General features: G+C 74.6%; 18 protein-coding genes. 8 read left to right on the top strand and 10 right to left on the bottom strand.

Features of this window, described 5'->3' with window-relative positions; translation table 11 throughout:
* The 7 genes from EV384_RS01480 to EV384_RS01510 form a co-directional block, all read right to left on the bottom strand.
* Nucleotides 1–456 (bottom strand): hypothetical protein, encoded by a 456-nt coding sequence (locus EV384_RS01480; protein WP_130329386.1) that lies wholly within the window; start codon nucleotides 454–456, stop codon nucleotides 1–3.
* Nucleotides 457–744: 288 nt separating this feature from the next.
* Nucleotides 745–1,254, bottom strand: coding sequence for a GNAT family N-acetyltransferase (locus EV384_RS01485; protein ID WP_130329388.1), 510 nt, complete (start codon nucleotides 1,252–1,254; stop codon nucleotides 745–747).
* A 130-nt stretch (nucleotides 1,255–1,384) separates the two neighbouring features.
* A complete protein-coding gene (locus tag EV384_RS01490) occupies nucleotides 1,385–2,287 on the bottom strand; it encodes a hypothetical protein (RefSeq protein ID WP_130329390.1) in 903 nt (300 codons plus the stop codon).
* Nucleotides 2,288–2,421: 134 nt separating this feature from the next.
* A complete protein-coding gene (locus EV384_RS01495) occupies nucleotides 2,422–2,865 on the bottom strand; it encodes a DUF3263 domain-containing protein (protein ID WP_130329392.1) in 444 nt (147 codons plus the stop codon).
* A gap of 110 nt (nucleotides 2,866–2,975) precedes the next feature.
* Nucleotides 2,976–3,989 carry an ABC transporter permease subunit gene (locus EV384_RS01500; protein ID WP_130329394.1) on the bottom strand — a complete coding sequence of 338 codons (1,014 nt, stop codon included), beginning with the start codon at nucleotides 3,987–3,989 and terminating at the stop codon, nucleotides 2,976–2,978.
* Nucleotides 3,986–4,993: an ATP-binding cassette domain-containing protein gene (locus EV384_RS01505; protein ID WP_130329396.1), complete on the bottom strand. Its 1,008-nt coding sequence runs from the start codon at nucleotides 4,991–4,993 to the stop codon at nucleotides 3,986–3,988. Before EV384_RS01505 ends, EV384_RS01500 begins: the two co-directional genes overlap by 4 nt.
* Nucleotides 4,994–5,092: 99 nt before the next feature.
* On the bottom strand, nucleotides 5,093–5,878 hold the full coding sequence (locus tag EV384_RS01510) for a DeoR/GlpR family DNA-binding transcription regulator (RefSeq protein ID WP_130329398.1): 786 nt from the start codon (nucleotides 5,876–5,878) through the stop codon (nucleotides 5,093–5,095).
* A 199-nt stretch (nucleotides 5,879–6,077) separates the two neighbouring features.
* On the opposite strand from EV384_RS01510, the gene EV384_RS01515 reads away from it, so the two are divergent.
* From EV384_RS01515 to nagA, 3 genes are read left to right on the top strand one after another with little or no spacing between them, the layout of a single operon-like run.
* Nucleotides 6,078–7,007 (top strand): SIS domain-containing protein, encoded by a 930-nt coding sequence (locus tag EV384_RS01515; protein WP_130329400.1) that lies wholly within the window; start codon nucleotides 6,078–6,080, stop codon nucleotides 7,005–7,007.
* A complete protein-coding gene (locus EV384_RS01520; RefSeq protein ID WP_130329402.1) occupies nucleotides 7,004–7,930 on the top strand; it encodes an ROK family protein in 927 nt (308 codons plus the stop codon). Before EV384_RS01515 ends, EV384_RS01520 begins: the two co-directional genes overlap by 4 nt.
* Nucleotides 7,931–7,957: 27 nt before the next feature.
* Nucleotides 7,958–9,067, top strand: coding sequence for an N-acetylglucosamine-6-phosphate deacetylase (gene nagA / locus EV384_RS01525; protein WP_130329404.1), 1,110 nt, complete (start codon nucleotides 7,958–7,960; stop codon nucleotides 9,065–9,067).
* A 42-nt stretch (nucleotides 9,068–9,109) separates the two neighbouring features.
* Here the strand turns inward: nagA and EV384_RS01530 are convergent, their stop codons facing one another.
* Entirely contained in the window at nucleotides 9,110–10,321 is a 1,212-nt protein-coding gene (locus tag EV384_RS01530) for a DUF4032 domain-containing protein (protein WP_130329406.1), read from the bottom strand.
* A 110-nt stretch (nucleotides 10,322–10,431) separates the two neighbouring features.
* On the opposite strand from EV384_RS01530, the gene EV384_RS01535 reads away from it, so the two are divergent.
* Both EV384_RS01535 and EV384_RS01540 read left to right on the top strand, forming a co-directional pair.
* Nucleotides 10,432–11,193 (top strand): phosphatase PAP2 family protein, encoded by a 762-nt coding sequence (locus tag EV384_RS01535; RefSeq protein WP_130329408.1) that lies wholly within the window; start codon nucleotides 10,432–10,434, stop codon nucleotides 11,191–11,193.
* Nucleotides 11,194–11,202: 9 nt separating this feature from the next.
* On the top strand, nucleotides 11,203–12,441 hold the full coding sequence (locus EV384_RS01540) for an APC family permease (protein ID WP_130329410.1): 1,239 nt from the start codon (nucleotides 11,203–11,205) through the stop codon (nucleotides 12,439–12,441).
* A gap of 7 nt (nucleotides 12,442–12,448) precedes the next feature.
* On the opposite strand, the gene EV384_RS01545 is transcribed toward EV384_RS01540, so the two are convergent.
* Nucleotides 12,449–14,236: an NAD-binding protein gene (locus tag EV384_RS01545; RefSeq protein ID WP_423202877.1), complete on the bottom strand. Its 1,788-nt coding sequence runs from the start codon at nucleotides 14,234–14,236 to the stop codon at nucleotides 12,449–12,451.
* Nucleotides 14,237–14,322: 86 nt separating this feature from the next.
* Between EV384_RS01545 and EV384_RS01550 the strand changes: the two genes are divergently transcribed.
* From EV384_RS01550 to EV384_RS01560, 3 genes are all read left to right on the top strand, one after another.
* Complete coding sequence (locus EV384_RS01550; RefSeq protein WP_130329412.1) at nucleotides 14,323–14,814, top strand: MSMEG_6728 family protein; 492 nt, start codon at nucleotides 14,323–14,325, stop codon at nucleotides 14,812–14,814.
* A gap of 37 nt (nucleotides 14,815–14,851) precedes the next feature.
* A complete protein-coding gene (locus EV384_RS01555; protein ID WP_130329414.1) occupies nucleotides 14,852–16,381 on the top strand; it encodes an FAD-dependent oxidoreductase in 1,530 nt (509 codons plus the stop codon).
* Between the two features lie 302 nt (nucleotides 16,382–16,683).
* On the top strand, nucleotides 16,684–17,127 hold the full coding sequence (locus tag EV384_RS01560; RefSeq protein ID WP_130329416.1) for an HNH endonuclease: 444 nt from the start codon (nucleotides 16,684–16,686) through the stop codon (nucleotides 17,125–17,127).
* A 191-nt stretch (nucleotides 17,128–17,318) separates the two neighbouring features.
* Here the strand turns inward: EV384_RS01560 and EV384_RS01565 are convergent, their stop codons facing one another.
* Nucleotides 17,319–18,086 carry an enoyl-CoA hydratase/isomerase family protein gene (locus tag EV384_RS01565; RefSeq protein WP_130329418.1) on the bottom strand — a complete coding sequence of 256 codons (768 nt, stop codon included), beginning with the start codon at nucleotides 18,084–18,086 and terminating at the stop codon, nucleotides 17,319–17,321.
* Between the last annotated feature and the right edge of the window lie 120 nt (nucleotides 18,087–18,206).

Here is an 18,206-nt window from a genome sequence, read left to right on the forward strand (position 1 = left end):
TCATCGCCCCCGCTGCCGACGCGCCACGACCGGCCGCTCGTCGCGGTCGTAGTCGTCCCCGGCCTCGGGCTGCTCGGCGAGCTCCTGCTCCTCGTCGGGCGCCGACCGCTCCTCGACGGCGGCGTCCTCCTCCGGCTGGCCCCCGCCGGACTTCCGGCGCAGCGCGTCCGCGCTGCCGCGCAGCTTCCCGCTGAGGGCATCGATGCCGCTGCCGGCGGCGGCGGTCGCCGCGGCCTTGCCGGCTGTGGCCAGGGGGGCGCCCAGCTTGGAGAGGTTGCCCAGCTGGGTGGACGAGTTCAGCAGGTCCGTGCCGTACTTCAGCAGCCCGCCAGGGTTCTGGCTGGCCCGGCCCGCGGCCACCGCGGCGGCCAGCGTGAGGGCGGTACGCAGCTTCCTGCGGCGGCCCAGGAGATACCCGAACCCCACCGCCAGCGCGACCCGTGTTCCGCTCTTCATCGGTTCTCCTTCGCTCCCCGGGGACGCGGACACCGCTATGTTGGGGCAGGCCGGAAGACAGCTCCGGGGAATAGCGCGAAATGGGCCTGCGACCGGGCATCCCGTATTAGCGGACCCGGCCGGCAGTACCCCAGGGCCCATCCGCGAAACATTCCCCGCAATTCCTGCAGGGCCCGTCACCGGGTATTCGGATGGGCCGTCACGGTGGCGGATGATCTTCGCAAATCGGTCAGACGAACCGCTCTGACCAGCTACAAGCCGATAGCCGACGCAAGGCAAGCAAAGTACTCAGAGAGCCGGCAGGGCCGAATCCAGACACATTTCCGCGCGCACCTTGCCGGCATCCTCCCGCAATCGCGCGCCGCATTTCCGCAACACCGATATCGCACCGGCGTTGTCCGGCGTCGTCTCGGCGACGACGGTGCGCATGCCGGCCGCGGCGGCCGCGTTCAGCAGCTCGCGCAGCGCCGCCGCGCCGAGCCCCTGCCCCCGGGCCGACCGCCCCAGCCACATCCCCGTCTCCACGGTGCCGGGCTGATCACAGCGGGTCATCCGGACCATCCCCACCACCTCGCCGGCGGCCAGGATGGCGTACATCCGGGTGCGGGTGGGGCCGTCCAGGCCCGCGAAGCTGGCTCGGTGGAAGTCGCGGAACGCCTCCCGGCGGGCGAGCGACCAGCCGGCCGGGGCGTCCACCGGGGGCATCACGTCCTCGGGCTCCGCCTCGGCGGCCGCTACGGAGAGCAACGGCTCCAGGTTCTGCTCGTCCACCGGCTCAAGCCGTACCGCACCCGCCACGTGCCGCAGTCTGCCGCCCGCACCGGCCCGAGTCCAGCCCTTCGGGCGGGGACTGCCGGTCCGGCGGAAGGTACCGGCCGGTCGGACCGCCTCCGTGTCCTGCCTCACGCTCAGTTGTCACGCGCCCGCGTCAGTCCGCCGGGTCGAACTCGCAGAACACCACCGAAGCGTCGTCGGTCCGCTTGTGCCGGCGCAGCCGGTCCGGGTGGTCGCGCTCGGCGGCCCGGACCCGCGCGATCAAGCCCTCCGGCCCCTCGGCGGCGGTCACGTCCAGCAACCCCGCCCAGTCGAAGAGGCCGAACTGCTCGACCGCGCAGGACGCCCCGTCGCTGAGCAGCGCCGCCCGGCGCAACGCCCCGGGTCCGCGCAGCGGCAGCGTCCCGGTCACCGCGTGGTACGCGGCGTCCGGGTCGGCGGCGGCCGCCCAGTAGCCGTGCGTCCGGTTCATCCGCTCCCGCTGCACCATGACCGCCTGCCGGAACCGGGTCAGCGGATCGACCTCGCCGCCGGGCAGGTCGGCGGCGGTGCGGCGCAGCTCCGCCATCGCGGTGTCCAGCCGCTCGTCGGAGACGACGCTCACCTCGGCGCCGGCGTCCAGCACCAGCGGGCTGTCGCAGAGCACCAGGTAGTCCACCTGGTCGCCGCCCTCGCGGAGCAGGCACACGGTGGCGGACGGCGTGCCCGGGTGGCCGAGGTCGCAGTCGCCGCCGTGGTCGGCGCGGACCGCCAGGATGGCCGCCGCGAGGTTGCTCATCAGGGTCGCCGCCGGGCGGGCCGCGAGCGCCAGACCGATCCGGGCGGCCAGGTGCCGGACGTACCAGGCGGGCCCGTGCACGCACCCGGTGTCGAAGCCCTCCGGCACGGTCGCCCCGTCGAGCACCCCGACCAGCGGGCCGAGGCGGAAGACCACGTCCTCGTTCTCCAGCCGGCCCGGCGCGGCGGCGGAGGCGGAACGTACCCGCATCATCGGCGCCACCCCGACCGGCCGCGCCGGCCGGCTCCCGATCGGGTACCGGCGGTCTGGTGCCCCCATCCGTTCGCTCCCTCCGTCGCCGCCCGCCTACCCGGCTCGGCCGGGGCCATGCGGGCAACCACCGACCCCCTGGAGTGGGCGCCGACCTTCTTCGCCGTCGGCAACGGGCTGCGCACGTACGAGAAGTGAACCGGTCAGCGACGCCGGTTGCGCGCGCGTGAGGAGCGAAGCCGGCGCAGCCGGCCGATCAGCACCGGCTCGGCGGCCAGCGCGGCCGGATGGTCGAGCAGCGCATTGAGCAGCTGGTAGTAGCGGGTCGCGGAGAGCCCGAAGGTGTCCCGGATGGCCTGCTCCTTGGCCCCGGCGTGCTTCCACCACTGCTGCTCGAAGGCGAGGATCCGCCGTTCCCGCTCGGTGAGCCCGTCCGCCGGCCCGGCCTCCGCCGCCGGTCCGTCGGCGGGGACGTCCTCGGCCGACCCGACCCGATCCGCGGGCTCCGTCGCCGCTGCCGGATCGGCCTCGACGGCGGGGGCGGAACGCGGTGGGGGGACCACCCCGCCGCCCTGCCGACGCTCGACGTCGACGCGCCCGGACGGCTCGGGCCGGTCGGTGGCGGCCGCGGAGGCGTCGGCGGACATGGCGCTCCTCGGGAGGGCGGGGGCCGGCGCGGTGGCACCGACCGGGGGGACCCCAGCCTAACCAGGGTCCGCCCCGGTCGCATCGGACGCGGTGTCCGCGGCGGTCACCGTCAGGAGATGTCCCGGCGCCGCATCGCCCAGAAGGCGGCCACCAGCACCAGCGCCCCGCCCAGGCCGAGCACCAGCGCGGAGTCCTGCCAGGTGATCAGCATCTCCTTCGGATTGCACTGCCCCTGGGCGAACTCGCAGGACCGGTAGTCGATCAGCTTCCACTGCTTCTGGAACCACGCCAGGGCGTAGGTGGAGAGGACGTAGCGGTCCCCGAAGCGCACCCCCGCCATCGTGACGGCGATCCGGATGCCGACCTCGCTGATCACGCCGACGCCGACCGCGGCGCCGAGCGCCATCGCGGTGTGCCGGCCGAGCGAGGCGAGCGCGAAGGCCACCGCCCCCACCGCCAGCACCAGGGCCAGCGCCCGGACGCCGCTGATCGCCGTGGACTGCCAGACCCCGGAGGTCACCTTCGCGGCGCTGCCCCGGTAGGTGCCGATCAGCCAGAAGGCCAGCGTCCAGAGTGCCCCGAGCACGAGGGTCACCCCGAGCAGCGCGGTCAGCACGGCGGCCAGCTTGGCGCCGAGCACGGCGAGCCGTTTCGGGCGCCAGAGCAGCAGGTTCATCATCCCGCCGGTGCTCCACTCGGCCCCGACGAACGACGCCCCGACCAGGAACGCGAAGAGCGCGACCGCGCCCGCGAAGACGGCGATGAAGGTGGCGAACTCGCCGCGGAAGTCGAACTGGTACGGCAGGTTCCACTTCGGATCGAACATCTCCGGCTGCGGCTGCCACTGCCGGCCGCAGTCGGGGCCGTACCGGTCCTCGGTCTTCTCGCCGCGCGCGGTGGCGGCGTCGCACTCGGCGACCGACCGCTCCCAGTCCTTCACCGCCTGCCGGTAGTCGGTGTCGGACTTCGCCTGCGCCTGCGCGACCACGGCCGGGGAGAGCTTGTGGCTGGAGAAGCTGAAGGCGGTGGCGATGCCGGCCAGCCCGAGGACGAGCAGGACCAGCAGCAGCCGGGTGAGCCGGCGCTTGGCCAGCCGGCGCAGCTCGGTGACGTACAGGCTCATGCGCCCCAACCTCCCCCGGTGCCGCCGGCCCCCGGCTCACCGACCTTCGTGGACTGGTCGACCTGCCGGTGCTGGCCGGGTACCGGCGCGGTGGCGGTCAGTTCGAGGAAGACGCTCTCCAGGTCGACGGCGACCGGGGCCAGCTCGCTGACGTACAGGCCCTGCTCGGCGAGGAGGCGGCTGACCGTGGCCGGCTTGTCGACGCCGGCGAGCATCAGGTGGTCGGGCTCGGCGGCGACCCGCACCCCGGCCCGGGTGAGCACGTCGGCGGCCCGCGGCAGGTCGGTGACCGCCTCCAGGCGGACCCGGACCGCGCCCTGCGAGTGCTCCGCGAGCACCTGCTCGACCGGACCGAAGGCGACCCGGCGGCCCAGCGAGATGATGGTGACCGAGTCGCAGATGAGCTGGATCTCGCCGAGAATGTGGCTGGAGAGCACCACGGTCATGCCGGCGGCGGCGAGGTCCCGCATCAGGGTGCGCATCTCGCGGATGCCGCCTGGGTCGAGGCCGTTTGCGGGCTCGTCGAGGATCAGCAGCTTCGGGTTCTTGAGCAGCGCGGAGGCGACCGCCAGCCGCTGCTTCATGCCGAGCGAGTAGGTCTTCACCCGCTCGCCGGCCCGGTCGCGGAGCCCGACCAGCTCCAGCACCTCGTCGACCCGCTGCCGGGGCAGCTGCCCCGCACCGGCGAGCAGCCCGAGGGTGTCCCGCGCGGAGAAGTGCGGGAAGAACTGCGGGCTCTCCACGATCGCCCCGATCTGGCCGGCGACGACCGGCAGCGCCTGCGGCACCTCGTGGCCGAGGATCGCCATCCGGCCGCCGTTCGGCCGGATCAGGCCGAGCAGTGTCCGCAGCGTGGTGGTCTTGCCGGAGCCGTTGGGGCCGAGGAAGCCGTGCACCTGGCCCGCCTCGACCCGCATGTCGAAGCCGTCGAGCGCGTGCCGTACCCCGCGTCGACGACTCCGATACGTCTTGCGGAGACCTGCTATCTCCAGGACAGCCGACAAGCTGACCTCCCCCGATGAGTAATGGTGACAGCGGACACCATACGCGGTATGCAGCGGGAGACAGTACCGGGTATGCATCGGGGTTTCCCCGATTTCGCCTCAGGCGCAGATGACGTGCACGCCCGCGTCGCGGAAGGCCTGCACCACGGCCGGCGCGGCGCCGGAGTCGGTGACCAGCGTCTCCACCCGGTCCACCGAGCAGATCCGGGCGAACGCGTGACCGCCCAACTTGGACGAGTCCGCGATGATCACCACCCGCTTGGCCCGGGCCACCATCAGGTTGTTCATCGCCGCCTCGCCCTCGTGGTGGGCGGCGGCGCCGAGCTGCGGGTCGATCGCGTCCACGCCGAGCAGGGCGACGTCCAGGGTCACCTCGCGCAGCAGCGCCCCGCCCAGCGGGCCGACCAGCTCGAACGACTTGGGCCGGACCACGCCGCCGGCCACCACCACCTTCATCCGCGAGCGGACCAGCAGCTCGTTGGCGATGTTCAGGGCGTTGGTGACCACGGTGAGCTGGGCGCCCTCCGCGTTGGTGTTCAGATCCGGCCGGACGGCCAGGGCCCGGGCCACCTCGGTGCTGGTGGTGCCGCCGTTGAGGCCGACCACGGTCCCGGGGGTCACCAGCGCCGCGGCGGCCGCCCCGATCCGCTGCTTCTCGGCCGAGTGCTTGGCGGTCTTGTAGCGCAGCGGCAGGTCGTAGGAGACGCCGTTGGCCACCGCGCCGCCCCGGGTCCGGGTGATCATCTGCTGCTGGGCGAGCTGGTCGAAGTCACGCCGGATGGTCGCCTGGGAGACGTCCAGGCGCTCGGCTGCCTCCTCGACGCTGACCCGACCGGTGTCGGTCAGCATCTCGAGCAGCGCGTTCCATCGGGCGTAGCGGTCCACCGCGGGGGCCTCCAGAGACTCTGCACGGACGGTGATTGATTGCGTGCACAGTAGTGCGCGAAACTACCGGTACGCAAAACCTTGAGCTGCGCGATCTGGGAGCTGGTTGCCACGGCCACCCGGGCTCGCGCAGAATAACGCGCGAAAGACGGCCATAATGAGCCGTATTGCGCAACGGTCTCCCCTGCGAGGAGTTGTCATGGCGTACGTGCACGCGGAGATCGCGAGCCAGCCCGACTGCTGGCGGGAGGCGGCGCAGCTCGCCCCGACCGTCGCCGACCGCCTGCCGCGCCCCGGCGAGCGGGTCGCCGTCGTGGGCTGCGGCACGTCGTGGTTCATGGCGATGGCGTACGCCGGGCTGCGCGAGCACGCCGGACAGGGCGAGACCGACGCCTTTCAGGCCTCCGAGTTCCCCGCCGGCCGCCGCTACGACCGGCTCATCGCGATCACCCGCTCCGGCACCACCACCGAGGTGCTGGAGCTGCTGGCCGCGCTGCGCGGCCAGGTGCCCACCACGGTGCTCGTCGGCGACCCCGGCTCCCCGGCGGTCGCGCTGGCCGACGCGGCGGTGACCATGCCCTTCGCCGACGAGCGGTCGGTGGTCCAGACCCGCTTCGCCACCACCGCCCTGGCGCTGCTCCGCGCCCACCTCGGCGACGACCTGGGCCGGCTGGTCGCCGACGCCGAGGTGGCCGTCCGGGCCCCGCTGCCGATCGACCCGGCCGGGATCGAGCAGGTCACCTTCCTCGGTCGCGGCTGGACGGTCGGGCTGGCCCAGGAGGCCGCGCTGAAGTGCCGCGAGGCGGCCACCTTCTGGGCCGAGGCGTACCCGGCGATGGACTACCGGCACGGCCCGATCTCGGTGGCCGCGCCGGGCCGGCTGGTCTGGGCGTTCGGCGGGATCCCCGACGGGCTGCCCGAGGACGTCGCCGCCACCGGGGCCACGTTCGTGCACAGCCGCACCCACGGCTGCCGCACCGTGCTGACCAGCTGGGCGGCCGGGCGTACCCCGGTCGACCCGATGGCCGACCTGATCCTCGCCCAGCGGCTCGCCGTCGCGCTCGCCACCAGCCGCGGCCTCGACCCCGACGCGCCCCGCCACCTGACCCGCTCCGTGGTCCTGGCGTGACCGCAGTCACCCAGGTCGTCGTCGCGCTGGACGTGGGCGGCACCGGGATGAAGTGCGCCCTGGTCCGCCCGGACGGCGTGGTGGTGCACGCCGAACGGCACCCCACCGACGCCGGGCGCGGCCCGGACGCCGTGGTCGACACGGTCCTGGCGGTCGCCGAGGGGCTGGCCGGCAAGGCCCGCGCCGACGGGCTGACGCCGGTGGCCTGCGGCATCGCCGTACCGGGGGTGGTGGACGAGGCTCGCGGGGTGGCGGTCTGGTCGGCCAACGTGGGCTTCCGGGACGTACCGCTGCGGGAGCTGGCGGAGGCGCGGCTCGGCCTGCCCACGGCCCTCGGCCACGACGTGCGCGCGGGCGGCCTGGCGGAGGCCCGGCTCGGTGCCGGGCGCGGCGCCGGCCACGTGCTCTTCGTCGCGATCGGCACCGGCATCGCCGCCGCCCACGTGGTCGACGGGTCGGCCGCCGTCGGCGCGCACGGCGCCGCCGGGGAGATCGGCCACATCCTGGTACGCCCCGACGGCCCGCGCTGCGGCTGCGGTCGCCCCGGCTGCCTGGAGGCGGTGGCGTCGGCCGCCGCGATCGGCCGCCGGTACGCGGAGCTGGCCGACGCCCCGGCGACCGCCGCCGAGGTGGCGGACCGGGCGGCGGCCGGTGAGCCGCTGGCCGGTCGGGTCTGGCGCGAGGCCGTCGAGGCGCTCGCCGACGGGCTCGCCACCGGCCAGGCCCTCTTCGACGTGGCGACCATCGTGATCGGCGGCGGGCTGGCCCAGGCCGGTCCCCGGCTGCTGGACCCGCTGCGCGGGGCGCTGCGCGAGCGGCTGACGTTCCACCGGGAGCCGCGCCTGGTCGCGGCGGCGCTGGGCGACGAGGCCGGCTGCCTCGGCGCCGCGCTGCTGGCCCTGGACGCCCGGCCCCGGCCCTGACCCCCCGGACTCTGGAGGAGAGAGCTGATGACCCTGCGGGTGAACGGCAAGGTGGTGACCCCGACCGGCGTGATCCGGCAGGGCTGCGTGGAGATCGCCGGCGACCGGATCCGGGCGGTCGCCGAGTACCCGTCGGTGCGCGACGGGCACTGGATCGTGCCGGGCTTCGTGGACATGCACACCCACGGCGGCGGCGGGCACACCTTCACCACCGGCGACGCCGACTCGGCCCGCGAGGCCGCCGCGTTCCACCTGCGGCACGGCACCACGACCCTGCTGGCCAGCCTGGTCAGTTCCCCCTTCGCGCTGATGCGGGACGCCACCGCCGCCTACCGCCCGCTGGTCGACGCCGGCGTGCTGGCCGGCATCCACTTCGAGGGGCCGTACCTGTCGGCGGACCGCTGCGGCGCGCAGAACCCGGAGTTCCTCCGCGACCCGTCCACCGAGGAGCTGGCCGAGCTGATCGGGGTGGGCGCGGGCGCGGTCCGGATGGTCACCCTGGCCCCGGAGCGGGACGGGGCGCTGGACGCGATCAAGCTGCTCACCGCGCACGGCGTGGTCGCCGCCGTCGGCCACACGGACGCCACCTGGGAGCAGACCCGGGCCGCCGTGGCGGCCGGCGCCAGCGTGGGCACCCACCTGTTCAACGGCATGCGCCCGGTGCACCACCGGGAGCCGGGGCCGGTGGTGGCCCTGCTCGACGCGCCGAACGTGGTCTGCGAGCTGGTCGCCGACGGCGTCCACCTGCACGACGGCATGCTCGGCTTCGCCACCTCGGTCGCCGGCCCGGAGCGGGCCGCCCTGATCACCGACGCGATGGCCGCCGCCGGCATGCCCGACGGCGAGTACGAGCTGGGCGGTCAGCAGGTCACCGTGGCCGACGGGGTGGCCCGGCTGGCCCGGGGCGGCGCGATCGCCGGCAGCACCCTGACCATGGACGCCGCCCTGCGGCACGCCGTGGCGGCCGGCGTCGCCCTGCCGGACGCCTGCCGGATGGTGGCCACCACCCCGGCCCGGGCCATCGGCCTCGGCGACCGGGTCGGCGCGCTCCAGCCCGGCCTCCGGGCGGACCTGGTGCTCCTCGACGACGACCTCAACGTGGTACGGGTGATGCGCGCCGGCTCCTGGGTGGACTGACCGGGCGGAGCCCGGCTCCGGGGCCGGCGCCGGGGCCGGGTGTCAGCCGGCGGCGGGGACCTCGACGCCGAGGACGGCCTGCTCGTCGGGGCGGTGCACCAGCACGTCGGCCAGGTACGACTGCACCGCCGGACCCATCCCCACGTCCCGGCCGGCCCGCTCGGAGAGCAGCCACTTGTGCTCGATGATCTGCGCGAAGAGCTCCTGCGGCTCCAGCTTGCGGCGCAGGTGCGCGGGCACCGCCCGGACCACCGGCTCGAAGACCTCGGTCAGCCAGCGGTGCGCCGCCTGCTGCTCGTCGGTCAGGTCGCTCTCCACCCGGTACGCGTCCAGGTCGTTGAGCAGCTTGCGGGCCTGGTTCTCCTCGGCGTCCAGGCCGGTCAGCCGGAGCAGCCGGCGGGTGTGGTAGCCGGCGTCGACCACCTTGGGGCGGACCAGGTAACGCCCGTTGTCGACCGTCGACAGGGCCACCTCGGCGACGTCGAAGCCCAGCTCGTTGAGGCGGCGAATCCGCCCCTCGATGTCGTGCCGGGCCTCCCGCTCGACCTGCTGCTCGTAGGTGATCTCGTGCCAGAGCCGCTCGTAGCGTTGCACGACCTCCTCGCAGACCATCTCCGGGTCGATCGACTCGTGCAGCAGCCCGGCGGCCTGGAGGTCCAGCGCCTCGCCGAAGATGTTCACCCGGGCGATCTCCAGGTCCTCGCCCCGCTGGCCGTTGGAGAGCGAGCTGTGCAGGGCCCCGGTCTCGGCGTCCACCAGGTACGCGGCGAACGCCCCGGCGTCCCGGCGGAACAGCGTGTTCGACAGCGAGCAGTCGCCCCAGAAGAAGCCGGTCAGGTGCATCCGCACCAGCAGCGCGGCCAACGCGTCCAGCAGCCGGTTCATCGTCTCCGGGCGGAGCGTGTTGGAGAAGAGCGCCCGGTAGGGCAGCGAGAACTGCAGGTGCCGGGTGATCAGCACCGGATCGAGCGGCTCGCCGTCGTCGGTCTGCCGGTCGGCCACGATCGCGATCGCCTCCACCGACGGGAAGTCGATCCGCTCCAACGCCCGGAGCAGGTCGTACTCCCGCTCGGCGACCCGCTCGCCGGTCTCCTTCACCGCGTAGACGTACTCGCCGAGACGGACGAAGCGCACGATGTGCCGGGAGATGCCCTGGGGCAGCGCCACCAGGTGGCGCGCAGGCCACTCCTCCAGCGGGGTCGACCAGGGAAGGTCGAGCAGCGCCGGGTCGACGAGGGCCGAGGTGATCCGCACGGGGACAAGTGTGACGGCTGCCCCGCCGGAGCGCTTCCCTTCGTGGCTGGGCCCACAGCCACCGACGCCCGCGCCGGCCCGGCATCGTGGGCGGCCGGTAGCGTGGTCGCGTGCGGGAGACCACGGGAGTACGCGGCACCGTCCGGCTCCGACCGGTCCGACCGGCCGGGTGGTGGTACGACGCGCTGCTGCTCGCCGCCCTGGTCGGGCTGACCGTGGCGCTCGCCAGCGGCCACTTCCTCGGCCTCGACCGTGCGGTCGCCGACTGGGCGGACGCGCACCGGCCGGCGGCGGCGTACTGGGTGGCGCGGGTGCTCAACTATCTCGGCCAGGGGACGCCGCTGACCCTGCTCGCGGCGGGGCTCGGCGTGCTGGTGGCCGTCCGGTCCCGGTCGATCCGGCCGGTGCTACCGCCGGTGGTCGCGTTCGTGCTGACGGTCCTGACCATCGGGCCGCTGAAGCTCTGGTCCGACCGGGCCGCGCCCACCGCCAGCGTCAAGCCGCCCTACCTGCCGGAACCGGACACCGTCCAGATCTTCCACACCGACGGCCCGTACGGGGTGTCCTACCCGTCGGGGCACGTGGCCAACTCGATCGTCTGGTACGGGATCCTTGCGCTGCTGCTGCCCGCGCTGCTGCGCACCCTGCACCGCCCGGTGCCGGACCACCTGATCACCGCGGTCCGCGTGCTGCCGCCGGTGATCGTGTTCTGCACCACCACCTACCTGGGTTGGCACTGGCTGACCGACTCGGTCGCCGGGCTGCTGCTCGGGCTGCTGCTGGACCGGCTGCTGCACCGGGTGCCCTGGGACGACCTGCCGCTGCCCGGCCGGTTACGGAACTGGGACCGCCCGTTCACCTCGGTCCCCTAGCCTGCGCTCGTGGATCAACTGAGGCGGCGGCTGAGCGTACCCGATGCGGTGGTCATCGGTCTGGGGTCGATGCTCGGCGCGGGCGTCTTCGTGGTCTTCGCGCCGGCCGCCGCGGCGGCCGGCGGTGCGGGGCTGATCATCGCGCTGGCGCTGGCCGGCTTCATCGCCTGGTGCAACGCGACCAGCTCGGCCCGGCTCGCCGCCCGCTACCCGGAGTCCGGCGGGACGTACGTCTACGGCCGGGAACGGCTGCACCCGTTCGCCGGTTTCGTGGCCGGCTGGGGGTTCGTGGTCGGCAAGACGGCGAGCTGCGCGGCGATGGCGCTGACCATCGGGGCGTACCTCTGGCCGGGGCGGGCGCGGCTCGTCGCGGTCGCCGCGGTGGTGGCGGTGACCGCGGTGAACGTACGCGGCATCGGCAAGACCGCGGCGGCGACCCGCGCGCTGGTCGGCCTCGTGCTGGCGGTGCTCGCCCTGGTCGCGGTGACCGGCGCACCGCACGTCGCGCCGGATCGGCTGGACGGCCTCGCCGACATTGGGATCCGGGGCGTGCTGACCGCCGCCGGCCTGCTCTTCTTCGCCTTCGCCGGGTACGCCCGGATCGCCACCCTCGGCGAGGAGGTACGCGAACCGGAGCGGACCATCCCCCGCGCGGTGCCGCTGGCGCTCGGTGTCGTGCTGGCGATCTACCTGGTGCTGGCCGTCGTCGCGCTCGGCGTGCTCGGCGAGGAGCGGCTGGCCGCCTCCGCCGCCCCGCTGGCCGAGGTGGTGACCGCCGCCGGGCTGCCCGGCCTGGCCTGGCTGGTCCGGGCCGGCGCGACCGTGGCGGTCACCGGGGTGCTGCTCTCCCTGCTCGCCGGGGTGGGCCGGACGACGCTGGCGATGGCCCGCCGCCGCGACCTGCCCGGCGCGCTGGCCGCCGTGCACCCCCGCTACCGGGTCCCGTACCGCGCCGAGCTGGCCGTGGCCGCCGTGGTGATCGTCGTGGTGGCCCTCGGCGACATCCGCGGCGCGATCGGCTTCTCCAGCTGCACGGTGCTGGTCTACTACGCGATCACCAACGCCTCCGCGCTCACCCTCGGCCGGGACCCGGAGCGGAAGCTTCCGGTGCAGCTCCTCGCCGCCCTCGGGCTGGTCGGCTGCCTGGTGCTGGCGGTGAACCTGCCGGCGGCGAGTGTGCTGGCCGGCTTCGGCGTCCTCGCCCTCGGCGCCGCCTGGTACGCCCTGCGCCACACCGGACGCGGCTGAACCAGGCTCACTCCTCCTCGGGCTGCCTCGGGACCGGCACGCCGGCCGGGGCCGGCTCCGCGGGCGGGGTGGTCTCGCGGAGCAGGGCGCTCAGCCCGGCCCGCCGGGCGACCACGGTCAACCGGTCCCCCGCCGAGATCACCATCCGGGGATCGGCGGTCCAGTCGGTCTTCTGCCCGGCCCGGGTGTGCGCGAGCAGGCGTACCTCGCCGGGGCGGGCCACCGCGGCGAGCGGGCGGCCGTCCAGCGGGGAGCCGGCGACCACCGGGACCTCGGTGACCAGCAGCGCGTGCCGGCCGATCGGGATGGTGGCGATCACCGCGCGATCCAGCAGCGCCACCGCGAACGCGGGCGCGGCCAGGTACGAAACGCTGCGCGAGATGCCGATGCCGAACGCCTCTTGGATCCGTTTGGCGAAGTCGCCGTCGAAGAGGCGCAGCACCACCCGCAGGTCGGCGTCGAGCGAGCGGGCGTTCAGCGCCGCCCGCAGGTTGGTGCCGTCGTCGGTGGAGACCACCACCAGCGCCTGGCAGGTGTCGACCGACGCGGCCCGCAGCGTCTCCTCGAGCCCGGCGTCCCCCACGATCAGCGGTACGCCCAGCCGATGGGCCAGCGCCGCGCCCCGGGCGTCCGGGTCCTTGTCGATGGCCACCACCTCGACCCCGAAGTCCTGCAGTTGGGCCATCACGCGGGTGCCGATGTTGCCGAGCCCGACCACCACCACGTGCCCGGAGCGGTCCGGCTGGATCCGCCCGGCGTGCAGCGCCAGCCGGGCGTTGACGATGCCGTCCACCACCACCGCGGTGATCAACGGGATCAGCGCCAGCCCGGCGAGGTTGAGCACCACCTGCATGATCTGCGCGGCGGCCGGCTTGGTGACGTCCGGGTCCTGCCCGCTGAGCGTGGTGACCAACGTCAGGTAGAGCGCCTCCGCCCAGCTCACGTCCACCGCGCGACCGTTGAGCCAGCCGAGCAGGGCGATCACCGCCAGTAGCAGCATCACCGCGATGCCGATCTTGCGGGTGGCGAAGCTGCGGACCGCGCGGAGCAGCACCGCGACGGGCTGGCGCCGGCGCCGGGCCCGGACCAGCCGGCGGGCGGCGAGCTCGGTGCCGGGCGGCTGCCCGGTCGCCTCGGCCAGCACCACGTCGGCCGCCGGCTCGTCCGCCGGGAGGACCCGGATCAGGTCGGGGTCGGTGGTGACGGCCAGGCCGCAGAGCACGTCCTCGGGGCGTACGTCGGCGCGCCGGGCCACGTAGAGGGTGCGTCCGGCGTGCCGGAAGTGGGTGGGGGCCAGCTCGCCGAGTGCGGCGGCCACGAAGGCCGGGGCGGCCATCGAGGCGTCGGAGAGCACCGCCGAGTCGGGGAAGAGCTGCCGTAGGCCGTTGGCGAGGCTGGTGTTGAACATCCGCACCACCAGGCGCAGCCGCGGCTCGACCTCCTGGGCGCAGAGCGCGGCCTGCATGTTGCCGACGTCGTCCTGGCGCAGCAGGGCCAGCCCGTCCGCGCCGGCCAGCCCGGCCCGGCGGAACGCCGTCTCGTCCAGCCGGTCGGCCCGGATCACCTGGACGCCCTCGATGTCGCGGCCGTCCGGCCCGTCTGAGCGGCGACGCTCGGGCACCACCAGGGTGACCCGGACCCGGCCGGCGGCCGACTCGGTGGCGAGCAGCGACCGGACCACCCAGTAGGCGAGCGGGTCGGAGCCGCAGACCACGAAGTGCGGGCGGGTGTCACCGTTCATCCGGAGCCGCCAGCCGGTCGCGCGGCGGGCGCGGTCGCGCAGGGGCTCGGCCATGCCCGGATCGTAGTGAACCGCTCGCAGCGCGCGCAGCCCCGCGATCATGAAGGCATGCCGTACACCGGGACGGGTAGAGCAGCGGCATGCAGACGTTCCTCCCGTACCCGGACTTCCTGGCGAGCGCCCGGACCCTGGACCAGAAGCGGCTGGGCAAGCAGCGGGTGGAGACGATCCAGGTGCTGCGCGGGCTGACCCGCCCGGACTACGGCTGGCGCAACCACCCGGCGGTGAAGATGTGGGCCGGCTACGAGGAGGCGCTCACCCGGTACGGGCTGGACGTCTGCGCGGTCTGGTGCGAGCCGGGTCGGGCGGACACCTGCGCCGCCACCATGGTCACCGACCTCGCCACCGCCTGCGGCATCACCACCGTCCGTACGCAGGCCGAGCTGGCCGGGGCCGGTGAGCTGCCGCCCTGGCTGGGCCGCGACGACCTGCACCTGAGCCACCGCTCGTCGCTGCTGCGCAAGGACCCCGCGCACTACGGCCCGTGGTTCGGCGGGATCCCGCCCGACCTGGAGTACGTCTGGCCCGCCTCGGACCGCGAGCGGCGCTGCCTGCTGCCACCGGAGGCGTGACCGGGCAGACTGGAGGCCCGCCGTCGGAGAGGTGCCCATGGCGTTGTCGCGAGTGGTCGGTCGGCTCATCGGCGTACGGCAGCACGTGGTGGACCCCGGCGGTGGCGGCGCTCCCCGCGTGCCGCGTGCGGCCGCGGCGGTGGTGGTCGGCGGCGGGATCGCCGGCATGTCGGCGGCGGTGGTGCTGGCCGAGCGCGGGGTGGACGTGACGGTGCTGGAGGCCGCGCCCACCCTGGGCGGCCGGCTGGGCGCCTGGCCGGAGGCGCTGACGGACGGGGCGCAGCGCAACGAGCACGGCTTCCACGCGTTCTTCCGGCAGTACTACAACTGGCGGTCGATCCTCCGCCGGGTCGACCCGGACCTGGGCTTCCTCAAGCCGGTCCCCGGCTACCCGATTCTGAGCGAGCAGTGGCCCACCGAGGAGTTCGGCAAGCTGCCGCCGGCCCCGCCGGCGAACCTGCTCGCCCTGCTGCTGCGCAGCCCGAGCCTGCGCCTGGCCGACCTGAGCGGGATGGACCGGGACGCGGCGCTGCCGCTGCTCACCTACGACCCGGTGCGCACCTACGCCGAGTTCGACCGGATGACCTCGGACGAGCTGCTCAGCTCGCTGCGGCTGCCGGACCGGGCCCGGGCGATGCTCTTCGAGGTCTTCTCGCACTCGTTCTTCAACCACGAGGCGGAGATGTCGGCCGCCGAGCTGATCGCCCAGTTCCATTTCTACCTGCTCGGCAACCCGGAGGGGCTGGCCTTCGACTGCCCGGACGAGGACTACGCCACGGCGATCTGGGAGCCGCTGACCCGGCACGTCGAGAAGCACGCCGGGCGGGTGGTCACCGGCGTCGCCGCCGCCCGGCTGGACCGGGAGCCGGCGGGCTGGCGGGTGACCGCCACGGACGGCTCGTCGTACGCCGCCGGGCACGTCGTGCTCGCCGTCGACCCGCCCGCGCTGGCCGCGCTGGTCGCGGCCTCGCCCGGCCTGGCCGCGGTGGCGCCGGAGCTGGTGGCGCGGATGCCCGCGTTCGGCCGGCCCGGTCCGCCGTACGCGGTGGCGCGGTACTGGATGGACGGGGACGTCCGCGCCGAACGGGCGGTGTTCAGCGGGGTGTCCCGGCAGCCCACCCTCGACTCGGTGACCCTCTACCACCGGCTGGAGAACGAGCCGCGCCGCTGGGCGGAGCGCACCGGCGGCTCGGTGGTGGAGCTGCACGCGTACGCCTGCGAGCCGGACGTGCCGGCCGACGAGCTGGCCGAGCGGATGCGGGCGGAGCTGACCCGGCTCTGGCCTGAGGCGGCCGGGCTGCGGGTCCGGGAGCTGCGTGCCCGGGTGGCGGCGCAGGCCCCCGCGTTCACCCCGGGCAGCAACGCCTGGCGGCCGGGGGTACGCACCGACGCCGACGGCCTCTACCTGGCCGGGGACGGCATCGCCACGGGGTTCCCGAGCGCGCTGATGGAGCGCTCGGCGGCCACCGGGATCCTCGCGGCGAACCACATCCTGCGCGCCGAGGGCGCGGCGGCCGAGCCGGTCCGCTCGATCCGCCCCCGCGGCCTGCTCGCCGGCCGGCGATGATCCCGATTCCACACCACCCGGCGCGGAACGGATCGAAATGCGTTGCCCGCCTCGCCAGCGTGGATCTACCGTGACCGGGCAAGGTCAACCACCGCTCCGGGAGCCGTCGATGTCGAAGCCGCACGTCACCACCGCGACGTCGTGGCTGCTCAGCGACGGTTGCCGAGCCGAAGGTCCCATCATCGGGTGGCCCGACTGACGCGTGCCCGCACGCGGTCCCGCCGCCCGTCCGATCGCCGGACCGGGCGGCCTTTCGCTGTCCGGACCGCTTACCACCGTCGTTCGTGAGAAGGGAGTGCCCGGTGGACGCCGTCCTCGTCGTCAACGCCGACCTCGGCCCGCTGCACCGGGTCACCGTCCAGCACGCGATCCGGATGCTCTGCCGGCGGGTCGCCGAGATCCACGAGGCAGAGCCGGACCAGGTGATCGGGGTCTTCCCGCTGCCCCGGGTGGTCCGCCTCGTCCGGTACGTGGTGACCCGCTGGCGGTTCAGCGCCGGGCCGGCCTGGTCCCGGGCCGGAGTGCTGCGCCGCGACGGCCGGCGCTGCGCCTACTGCGACGCCCCGGCCAGCACCATCGACCACATCCTGCCCCGCTCACGCGGCGGCCGGAACACCTGGAAGAACACCACCGCCGCCTGCTACGAGTGCAACCAGCGCAAGGGCGACCGGACCCCGGCCGAGGCGGGCATGCCGCTGCGGCGGGAGCCGGCCACGCCGAGCTGGGCGGCGCTCGCCGGGCGGTGACGGACCGGCCGGCGGGCACAGGGGGCCGCGTCGGGGGTACGCCTCCGGCGCGGCGCCCGCCGGTCCTGTTCTTCCTCCACGGCGGCGGCGCAGCGCCGACAGGCCCGATGGATTGTCAGGACTTGGCGAGGTCGGCCTCTCCCGACCGGGGATTCCTCCGTACCCATCGACGAGAGTCGGTCAAACCGCGGTCAGGGACGGCCGGGCGGCGCCCAGCCGAAGCGCGGCGGCCGGCGCTCGTTGGCCGCCGCCACCCCCTCCCGGGCCTCGCCGCTGTCCCGCACCTGCCCGTGCCACCAGGCGATCCTCGCCTCGTCGGCCCGGTCGTCGATGATCTCCTTCGCCGCCGCGACGGTCAGCCGGGAGCGCTGGGCGATCGCGGAGGTGATCGCCTCCACCCGGACGGTCACCACGTCGGCCGGCAGCACCTCGTCGACCAGACCGACCCGCAGCGCCCGCTCGGCGTCGATCAGCTCACTGGTGAAGAGGAGGTGCTTCGCGGCGGACGGCCCGATCAGCCGCGCCAACCGCCGGGTGGTCGGGGCGGGGTAGACGAGCCCGAGCCGCGCCGGCGGTACGCCGAACCGGGCGTCCGCAGCAGCGATCCGCAGGTCGCAGGCGACCGCGAGCTGGCATCCCCCGCCGACGCATGCGCCCTGGATGGCGGCCACCGTGGGCTTGGCGAAGGCGGCCAGCCGCTCCTCCGCGGCGACCGCGATGCTCCCGTCGCCGGCCTCCAGCAGCTCGTCCAGGTCGCCGAGGTCCGCACCGGCGCAGAACGTGCCGTCCGCACCGGTCAGCACCAGCGCGTGCACCGCCGGATCGGCCTCCAGCCCGTCGAGGAGCACCGGCAGCTGCCGCCACATCCCCGGGGTCATCGCGTTGCGTCGCCCTGGGTTCCGGATCACCACCGTGGCCACCGGCCCGGCCACCTCGACGGTCAGCTCCGCGTCCGACATGTTCTCCCCCTTCAGAGCCGACGGCGACCAGGGCCGACACCAGCGTGCAGACCGCCGGCCGACCATAACGGCGGAGGCCCGGCGACCACCCGCGTGGGGTGGCCGCCGGGCCCGCCGACG

Origin of the sequence: Micromonospora kangleipakensis (genome assembly GCF_004217615.1) — a bacterium.
GTDB classification, from domain to species: Bacteria; Actinomycetota; Actinomycetes; order Mycobacteriales; family Micromonosporaceae; genus Micromonospora; species Micromonospora kangleipakensis.

Bases quoted from the DNA above. Each gene is read 5' to 3' on its own strand.
- EV384_RS01480 (WP_130329386.1), bottom strand. From the start codon at position 456: ATGAAGAGCGGAACACGGGTCGCGCTGGCGGTGGGGTTCGGGTATCTC.
- EV384_RS01490 (WP_130329390.1), bottom strand. From the start codon at position 2,287: ATGGGGGCACCAGACCGCCGGTACCCGATCGGGAGCCGGCCGGCGCGG.
- EV384_RS01495 (WP_130329392.1), bottom strand. From the start codon at position 2,865: ATGTCCGCCGACGCCTCCGCGGCCGCCACCGACCGGCCCGAGCCGTCC.
- EV384_RS01500 (WP_130329394.1), bottom strand. From the start codon at position 3,989: ATGAGCCTGTACGTCACCGAGCTGCGCCGGCTGGCCAAGCGCCGGCTC.
- EV384_RS01515 (WP_130329400.1), top strand. From the start codon at position 6,078: ATGGCGTACGTGCACGCGGAGATCGCGAGCCAGCCCGACTGCTGGCGG.
- nagA (WP_130329404.1), top strand. From the start codon at position 7,958: ATGACCCTGCGGGTGAACGGCAAGGTGGTGACCCCGACCGGCGTGATC.
- EV384_RS01545 (WP_423202877.1), bottom strand. From the start codon at position 14,236: ATGGCCGAGCCCCTGCGCGACCGCGCCCGCCGCGCGACCGGCTGGCGG.
- EV384_RS01550 (WP_130329412.1), top strand. From the start codon at position 14,323: ATGCAGACGTTCCTCCCGTACCCGGACTTCCTGGCGAGCGCCCGGACC.
- EV384_RS01555 (WP_130329414.1), top strand. From the start codon at position 14,852: ATGGCGTTGTCGCGAGTGGTCGGTCGGCTCATCGGCGTACGGCAGCAC.
- EV384_RS01565 (WP_130329418.1), bottom strand. From the start codon at position 18,086: ATGTCGGACGCGGAGCTGACCGTCGAGGTGGCCGGGCCGGTGGCCACG.